The organism is Pedobacter sp. 01T416_2 (assembly GCF_056398925.1).
On the sequence record NZ_JBFTQI010000142.1, the window covers coordinates 1 to 9,560 of the forward strand.

At 40.4% G+C, this 9,560-nt stretch carries 4 protein-coding genes; all 4 read right to left on the minus strand.

All coding sequences use genetic code 11. The annotated features are described in order from the left end of the window. On the minus strand, positions 1-5,164 hold a 5,164-nt coding region (gene sov, locus AC1DPQ_RS08395), incomplete at its 3' end, for a T9SS outer membrane translocon Sov/SprA (protein WP_477608780.1). A gap of 11 nt (positions 5,165-5,175) precedes the next feature. After that, positions 5,176-5,760 carry a Holliday junction branch migration protein RuvA gene (gene ruvA, locus AC1DPQ_RS08400; RefSeq protein WP_426326494.1) on the minus strand — a complete coding sequence of 195 codons (585 nt, stop codon included), beginning with the start codon at positions 5,758-5,760 and terminating at the stop codon, positions 5,176-5,178. Positions 5,761-5,766: 6 nt separating this feature from the next. Beyond that, positions 5,767-8,082 (minus strand): NADP-dependent malic enzyme, encoded by a 2,316-nt coding sequence (locus AC1DPQ_RS08405; protein ID WP_477580581.1) that lies wholly within the window; start codon positions 8,080-8,082, stop codon positions 5,767-5,769. Positions 8,083-8,272: 190 nt separating this feature from the next. After that, positions 8,273-9,560, minus strand: a 1,288-nt coding sequence (locus AC1DPQ_RS08410; RefSeq protein WP_477608782.1) for a lytic transglycosylase domain-containing protein, incomplete at its 5' end; no start/stop codon positions are given.

Sequence of the window (9,560 nt, forward strand, 5' to 3'; positions counted from 1 at the left end):
TCTGAATACTGCTCTGATTAATAAAATCGCGATGATTATATTGGGTATAAGCATAACTTGCCGCGAAATTCTCAATATCCCAAAGGCGGACAGGTTTACTGTTATTGGTCCGTTCTTTTCTAACGTTGGTGAAGTTTATGCCTCTTCTAACGGTATAATCCTGCGCAAAGTTTAAAATCGAATCTTTCTGTTCTTTTGTCGACTGCTCCAGCGCATTTTTGAGCTCGATATCTGGCGTTCTAGGATTGTATTGCGGGGTAGAAACCTGTTTAGAGTAACTCACAAACATCGGGATTTTCACACCCGATTTTTGCGGCAGAAACTTACCTAATTCCATGGCAGAAGAAACATCCAGCAATACATTATCCGCACGGTTCCGCTCGCTCACTTTCGAATCGATAGATCCGAAACCGATGGTAGATTTACTTCCGGAAATATTTACATCTGCAAAATCGGCCAGTTTTAAGTTCAATCTTCCGGTAGCTGCCCAACCACCTTTTTCGTCAAATTCAGTTAACCTCAATTCGTTAAACCAAACCAGTGCATTTTTATCAAGGCCATCATCGTTCCGTTCATCACTGGCAGCACGGAGCGGATTTTTAATCCCTACCATATACACCCTAACCTTGCTCATGTCAGGTTGCCCTTTAACTATAATAGTTCTATTTCCGTCGGTATAGGTAAATGGAACATTTGTAGGCCACGGTTGTCCGTTGGCTTGCTTAGCTACGTTACGGGCGAGCTTGGCATTTTGGAAAAGTGTTAAATCAATATCCATTCTATTGGCTTCTGGCCAAATGGCATCAGGATCGCTTGTACCTGGATTGGTTACCTTTAACGGGATTACATATTCATAATAGTTATCCTGGTTATCGGTTCCGATTCTTAAGAATGCGGCAACATCAKTATCATTTAATATTTGATTATTAACAGCCTCAGCATGAATAAACATTTCCAAATGTTTGTAAGATCTGAAATCGCTATAGGCTGTTTTAAATGCAGCTCTACCATAGCCATCTCTTAACGATTTTACAATAACCGATAGCGATTGCTCATTTAAACGTGTATCGCCACGATAGTTGCTGTAGTCGCGCTCGCGAAGAATACCTGGAGGGGTAACATATGGAATCGGTGAACGTTTTCCATTTTCTTCAATATTTACTGTCGAAACCTCAATAGTAGAATTATCAGGGGTAAGTGCAGGCAACGATGGGTCGACGATTACCTGTGCAGCTTGGTTGGAAGCATTATATTCTCTCCACTCCCCACGGATTAACTGCAACTTTGCAAAACGCATCACAGCAGTATCAGCGAAATTGGTCATAAACATCCTGAAGAAACGGATTGATTTAAAATCCTGGATCCCACCTACTTTTTCCTGGTACTGACCGATTGGGATTCTAAATTGATACCATGAAACGGCTTGGGTATTTCCATTAGCCAATTTTACCTGCGAGGTAACCTTATCGGTAATAAAGTTCTGGCCAACATTTAAATCTCCCGGGCGGATCGAAACTTTATACTGAAAATATTCATCACTTTGCGTCATGTTATTATCGCGGTTGATGTCTTCCCCGTCGGGTAAAGAAGTAGATGCAGAGTTTTCAAGCCCTAATTCTTCTTGCGACTGTTGCGAAGTTTTAGAGTTTCCTTCCGTTCCATTATATTTTTCGTAGCGTTTAAGAATACCCGCGTTGATCTGATCTAATGCCGGACCTCTGAAATAAGTATAATTATCTGATGATGGATCGGCATCAAGTGCGGCAGAAGCGGTGGCATTTAACTGCGATTTAATCTGCGTAATTGCCGCTGCAAATTTTACTTTTTCATCAGCATCTGATAATCCATCCAAACCTACATCCTGTGCTCTACGCGAACTGGCATTGTTATCGAAAGCCTGTACAACGGGTTGCAATTTGGGTACACGGCCCCAAGCGGTTTCTTCGTATTTGCTTGGGTCGTTTGTGGCTGGCAGACCATTTTCTAAGGATTTTCTGCCATCCTTAAGAATATCTTCTGAGATATTTCCCAGGTTAAAATACATGTCGCCACCGGTAGAATTTGGCTTATAGATGAATGGATCCATTACCCAAAACTCAATAAAGCCCACATTTAAGGCTTCAAAATCGTTGGTTTCGATTTTTCGTTGGAACCCTCCCCAATTATTTTTAGGTTGCAATAATGTTCCATCCGGTCTAAAAYCTGTAGGGCGGAAGTTATATGGCCCCCTAACAGTTGGATAATAAGCCACATCAAAAGTGGTAATGTTTAAGGCCTGCCCCGTTGCCGTTTCTTTAAACGGAAAAACCTCCTGCTCAATCACTTCTCTCACATAGTGATTGGAAAGTTCTCCCCGGTTGCCTCTGATATTGGACGGAGTGGTAGATGCCGCCGAATTATAAAAAGTAGGATCGATGTTATAAAATGCAATTCTTGCCCGATTGTAACCATAAGATAAATCGTTGGATTTATCAAACTCTGAGAAAAGCTGTGGCGTACCCGACAGCTGCCAGGCAATGGCACTCTTTAAATCGATTACCGATCTGGATGCTTCGAAATCATCTAAGTAACTTACTCCATTTTTACTGCCGGCAAAATTCAATGCCCTTGGGTGCCCAGGGATCAGTTGCGCAAACTCTCCATAAAACGTTACACTCGAAGGTGCTTTGGTTGAAATGAACGGAAGTTTATCAACCAGTTTTGTTAAAAATCTTGATGGTGAGCTGTAGTTAATATCTGCTCCCCAAATGGTATTTGAAATAGGCTCTTCGCCGATGTTTACCTTTTGAGTTAAAGGTTTTTCGGTCAGGTTCATAATTGTACCGCCCAGATTTAGCTTATTGTTTACACGGTAATCTAAGCGGGTTCCAAAAAGTGATCGTTGCTGCAGGCCAAAGGTTTCACTGTTTTCGGTAGTAATTCGAATCGGCTGACCAGACACCAAAAGTGCCTGATTGATGATGCTCACCCGGCCACCCTGATAATCGACAGTAAAATCTATCCCCTCGGTTAATGGCATTGTTCCTGCAAAAACCTTTACCGATCCTTCCGGAACGTTAATGGCATTTAAACTAAACTCAGAAGAAATATCAGATTGGTAATTTACCTTAATGGTGTACCTATTCTGGTTTTGAAACAGCTGCTTAGCGATGGTTTGGGTTGAATCGTAAAGCGCAGTAAAAGTATATTTATTGATCAATGCCTGCTCACTAGGTAAAAACTTCGCCGCTAAATCTTTACCAAATGGCTCAATCACAGGAAAAATAATTCTTCCATTTGCCGGATCGATGGTGATATAACCCGAATTGGTATTGGTAACCATCGAAGTTTGTCCATTGCTCCCCACGCCGAACATACTCGCCTGATTGGCATTGCTTGCGGTAGAATAAGAACCAAAAGCATTATTTGTGGCCACAAAATCGAAAACTCCATCGGGCCTGCGCTCATTTTGCTGGTTCAAACGATCAAACTCGGTTAAGGCAATCCACTGCTTATTCGCAGTATTTTGTCCTTCAGTCATTACCGGATTATCCACACCAGTTTCATTATCGATACGGTAAATATCAAGTTTAAAATTCTGGCTGCTGATCTGGTACCCTCCGATAGAATAAATATTTTTCATCATCAGATCCCATGTTGGCAATTGGATCTTGGTGGTTTCGTTCTTTAACAATTTAGCATAAAGTACTTTTGGATTTGCCGCATCAAAAGAAACATCGGTAGAAAACTCACCTACCTGATATTCTACACCGTTATACGTATAACGGTAGGCAACAGCTAAAACCTCATCGGCATTTAATGGGTTGTTCAACGATAAATAACCCAGCTGCGGCTGARAGGTAAACTCACGCTCGGTTAATTTTCTGGCATAAACCAGTTTAGCAAAGTTATCTGTATTGCTGCTATTGGCAGGTGTTGTCTGGAAGAAAGAAAGGATGGCATTGGAATTTGTCTGTCTTATAGCCCCCCCCTGATAAGCATTTAACTGCGAGATCAGGTTGTTTGACTGTTGCGGGAAACCCGTAGCGGTAGTTCCTGCCGGCAGACCGGAAGTCCCTCCGGTAATTAAATTATTGTTAAAAGGAACATTTTCACCCAAATCCATCAAGCCCAATACATCTCTGGAGTCGGTGGTATTACCTGCCTTATTGGTAATCCATACCTCAATTTTGGTAATCTGGATCGGAGAGGTTATGATAGGTGCGTTGGCCAGGTTTTTATTGTAGTTATTCCTAAAATATTGTGATAAAAAATAGTGTTTATTGGCCTCGTAACTATCAATATTTACCGTGGTGGTATTTTGTTGCGCCCCATTGGTAATTTTAATTTCCCGTGATTGAGATTTTTGCTGAGTGTAAACACTTGTTACGTTTAAACGCCCGAATTTTAATTGTGTTTTAATACCGAAGAGTGCCTGGGTTCCAGTAATTAAAGAGGTATTTAAAGGCAAGCTTACATTACCTGCTTCAATTTTTTGGATAATATCATCAGGTCCGCCAGTATAATCAAGCTTAATCTGATTTTCGAAATCAAATTGGGCCTCGGTATTGTAATTACTTTTGATTTTTAGTTTGGTTCCGATATTACCAACCAGATCCATTTGTATCCTTTGGTTAAAATCGAAATTGGTCTGTACCCTTTGTCTTTCGTTAAAAAGCGGGTTTTCATTCTTATTTACCCGACCTAAAAAGGTGAGTTCTGCCTCTCCACGGGGTTGAATATCAATGGTTGTTCCACCAAATAATTTTTCGAAAGCTTTGCTGTTTACCTGGATCTGCGGAATAATGCCTGTGCTTCTGTAATCACTTACTTCTGCATTTGAAATGCTACGCCAGTTACCACGTTTTATCTCACTGTTAACCAATCGCTGGTATTCATCAATGGTTAAGTATTGTGTGTTTAAAACAAATTTTTCGCCAATTAATTCCTTTACCACATAACGTTTATTCTTGGCATCGTATTCTACAACGCGTTTTAAATTGCTAGGTGCCGGATAAAATGGATTAACGGCCGGACTAAGTCCTAAATGTTCTTTCTCGCGTAAACTAAAATTATTTTTTGGGGTAATAGTATCCGCTTTGCTTGGAACAACTTGAGAGAAAGCGTTTTGAGAAGCAATTAAGAAAAGAGGGATGAGAAACAGAAATGTAGATATTCTCTTCAAAGGCAGTAGATCTATAAAGTTTTTAAAGCTTGTTTAATTAGTTGCTCTACCGAAAGTGTTCCCTCTGTCACTTTTAAAATCTGGTCTATAGTTTTTTCGGCGGTTTGTTTGGCGAATCCGAGCATTACTAATGCTGATAACGCTTCATCTTTAACAGTATTGTGTTGAGGCATAAAAATTAATGAATCTGCCCCTTCTTTTTTTAGTTTATCCTGTAACTCTAAAACCAGGCGTTGTGCGGTTTTAGCTCCTAAGCCCTTAATTCTTTGAATTAGAGGCAAATCTGCTTTAACAATTGCGGTCTGGATTTCAACCGGTGTGATAGATGATAAAATCATTCTACCAGTATTTGGTCCAATTCCCGATACCGATATCAAGTGTAAAAATAAACGGCGTTCGCCTTCATCGGCGAAGCCGTATAATGTATGTGCATCTTCTTTTACATGCAGCCAGGTGTATAGTTTACACCTTTCTGCATCAGCTAAAGCGCTGTATGTATTTAAAGAAATGTTTATATGATAGCCTATACCTCCGGCTTCAACCACAACATATGCTGGGTTCTTGAATGTCAATTTACCATCAATATAGGCGTACATGTAATTCTACTTTTTAGTTGTTTTTCCAAATATACCTTTTCGTTTCGATGTTGCAATTTCTTCTTTTGCTTGCACATCTACAACAGCAATGGTAACCATATTGACGATTTCGCGTACAGAACTACCTAATTGAACAATATGAACAGGTTTATTCAGTCCTAACAAGATCGGACCCACCGCTTCGGCACCGCCTAACTCTTGTAACAATTTGTATGCAATGTTTCCAGACTCCAGATTTGGGAACACTAAAGTGTTCGCCGGAGCATCGGCCAAAGTGCTAAATGGAAAATTATCTTTCAGCAGTTCGTTGTTGATGGCAAAGTTTCCTTGCATCTCTCCATCTACAATTACCTCTGGGTGATTTTTATGCAGGAGGTTAACCGTTTCTCTTACTTTATTTGGTGTTACCCCATCATTTGAACCAAAGTTCGAATACGATAATAAAGCAATACGGGGCTTGATGTTAAACTGCTTAACAGATTTATCAAGCAATAAAGTAATATCTACCAGCTCTTCTGCCGTTGGATCTACGTTTACGGTGGTATCGCCGAAGAAAACAGGCCCTTTCTTGGTCATCATCATGTACATACCAGCAACACGTTTTACACTCGGATCAACACCGATTACATGTAAAGCAGGTTTAATGGTAGATCCATAATTTTTGGTCAGACCCGAAATCATCGCATCCGCTTCGCCAAACTCAACCATCGATGCGCCATAGTAGTTACGGTCTCTCAATAATTTAGTGGCATCAGTTAATGAAACCCCTTTACGCTGACGTTTTTGATAAAGCGCCTCGGCATATTGTTTGGTTTTATCAGGATTTTGCATCTGATCGATGATCTCAACACCTTCTAACTCTAAACCGTGCTCATCAATAATTGCCTGTATTTTATCTTTATTTCCTAAAAGGATCGGAATAGCGATATTCTCATCATTAACAATCTGTGCGGCCTTTAAAATCTTGTAATTATCAGCTTCAGCAAATACAACTCTTTTTGGATCTGTTTTAGCTTTGGTGGTGATGGCACGCATAATGGCATCATCCAAACCCAGGCGTTTTCTCAGTTCTTCGCTATAGGCATCCCAATCGGTAATAATTTTACGGGCTACTCCACTTTCAATTGCTGCTTTAGCTACCGCGATAGAAACCTCTGTAATTAACCTGAAATCAACAGGTTTTGGGATAATATATTCTTTACCAAATTTAAGGTTACGGGCATTATAAGCTAAGTTTACCGATTCTGGAACAGATTTTTTAGCTAATTCTGCAATGGCTTTAACGGCAGCTATTTTCATCGGCTCGTTAATTCCTGTTGCACGAACATCAAGCGCACCACGGAAAATATAAGGGAAACCTAAAACGTTATTTACCTGGTTCGGATAATCAGAACGGCCGGTAGCCATAATAATGTCTTTACGGGTTTTAATCGCCAGTTCGTAGGCAATCTCCGGATTAGGATTGGCCATCGCAAAAACGATAGGGTTTTTGGCCATCGAAGTCAGCATTTCCGCTGTAACACAATCTGCTGATGAAAGGCCGATAAATACATCAGAATCTTTCATGGCTTCTGCCAAAGTGTTGATTTTTCTATCCGTAGCAAATTCAGCTTTAATATCATCAAGCACTTCACGGTCTTTACGGATCACGCCAGAACGGTCGCACATAACGATGTTATCTTTTTTAGCGCCCAAAGAAACATAAAGTTTCGTACAAGAAATTGCAGCGGCACCAGCACCATTAACTACAATTTTGATCTTATCCATTTTTTTCTTGAAAATTTCGCAAGCGTTCAACAATGCCGCAGCCGAAATAATCGCTGTACCATGTTGATCATCATGCATTACCGGAATGTTCATTTCTTCCTTTAAGCGACGCTCAATCTCGAAACATTCTGGTGCTTTGATATCTTCTAAGTTAACACCACCAAATGTTGGCTCTAAAGCCTTAACAATTTTCACAAAATCATCAACATTTTTGGTATCCAACTCTAAATCAAATACATCAATATCAGCAAATATCTTGAAAAGTAAACCTTTTCCTTCCATTACTGGTTTACCGGCTTCCGGGCCAATATCGCCTAAACCTAAAACGGCTGTACCGTTACTGATTACAGCAACCAGGTTACCCTTTGCGGTATATTTATAAACATCTTCTTTATTTTCTGCAATCTTTAAACACGGCTCTGCAACGCCAGGAGAATACGCTAAAGTTAAATCTCTTTGCGATGTTGTAGGTTTTGTGGGTACTACTTGTATCTTTCCTGGACGGCCTTGCGAGTGGTAATCAAGCGCATCTTGCTTTCTAGTGGTCTTACTCATTACGTAACTTATTAGTGACGGGGGCAAAGGTACAATTCTTTTTATGAGGCATAAAATAAAAAGCCCTTCAAAAAAGTTAAATAAGACGTTACACTAAGCTACTGTTACACTAATTGAATTAAACCAAGCATTGCTGATAGAATTTTAAATATTTGATCAAGAAATGAATGCCATTGTCAGGCTTGCCCTGTTATCCTCGGCTGATTTTCAGGATCATCCCTACTTGCAAACCAGCTTTTGATAAACGGTTGTCTCTTCTGATGCTCTGAACGGTTGCACCGTCAAATTTCTCTGCAATTTCAGACAGGGTATCACCGGTTTTAACCTTGTAACTTAAAAACGATGATGGTGCTTTTAACGGCATCCGGTTTTTGGCATAAATCTTTAGTCTTTGTCCTGGCACCAGCGTTTTGCTTTTTAAACCGTTCCAAACCCTTAAATCCTGTGCCTCTACACCATATTTATCGGCAACAGCTGTTAAGCTCTGTCCTGAGGTAACTTTATGATAAACCACGGAGGATGTAGTTATACTCTTAGTTTTTTTCTTTCTTAAATCTCTTGAATCATCGGTACTGGCGGCTACTACTTTCATGTTCACATCCACTTCCTGATTGTTTAGCACATCATAAATACCTGCGTAATCAACACCCCTCAACTTGGGCATTACAATACGCTTCGGCTCATCATCTGTACCATTTACAATCTTTTTCTTGTAGGATGGATTTAAGGCCATAATTGCCGCTTCATCAATATTTAACACTTTTGCAAGCGTAGATAGCGACACGAAACGGGTAGTTTGAACCGTATCGGTTTTCAAGAACATGCTCGAGGCTTGCGCGGTAATCTGATGTTTGCCAGAATAATTCATTACATAAACCGCAGCAATAAATGCCGGCACATAATTTCTGGTTTCTTTAGGTAAAAACTGTCTGATTACCCAAAAATCCCTCGATCCCGCTTTATCAATAGCCCGGTTGACATTCCCCTTTCCGCAGTTATAAGCGGCAATGGCCAAAAGCCAATCGCCAAGCTCTTCAAAAGCGTCTCTAAAATAGGCTGCCGCGGCATAACTGGCCTGGATCGGATCTTTGCGTTCATCAACAAAGTTATCCATCTTTAGGCCATAGGCCTTGCCAGTGCCAAACATAAACTGCCAGATACCCGTTGCCCCCACTCTCGAAATGGCATGCGGATTCATCTGTGATTCGACTATGGTTAAATATTTTATTTCCTGCGGAATATTATAATCTTTTAAGGCTTTGTCAAAAATCGGGAAGTAATAGCTAGATAAGCCGATCATTTTCCCAAACATATCTTTACGCTTGGCATAAATATCGATATACTGCTGAACATACTCGTTGTAAGGAAGAGGTACCGTTTTAGCGATAGAATCGAGCCTGAGTTTATAGATAAAATTCTGGCCCATGGTTAATGGGTTTTCTGAAACAACCGGCACAGCCACAGTATCGGTATTGATA

Coding starts and splice junctions, on each gene's coding strand:
- ruvA (WP_426326494.1), bottom strand. CDS start 5,760: ATGTACGCCTATATTGATGGTAAATTGACATTCAAGAACCCAGCATAT.
- AC1DPQ_RS08405 (WP_477580581.1), bottom strand. CDS start 8,082: ATGAGTAAGACCACTAGAAAGCAAGATGCGCTTGATTACCACTCGCAA.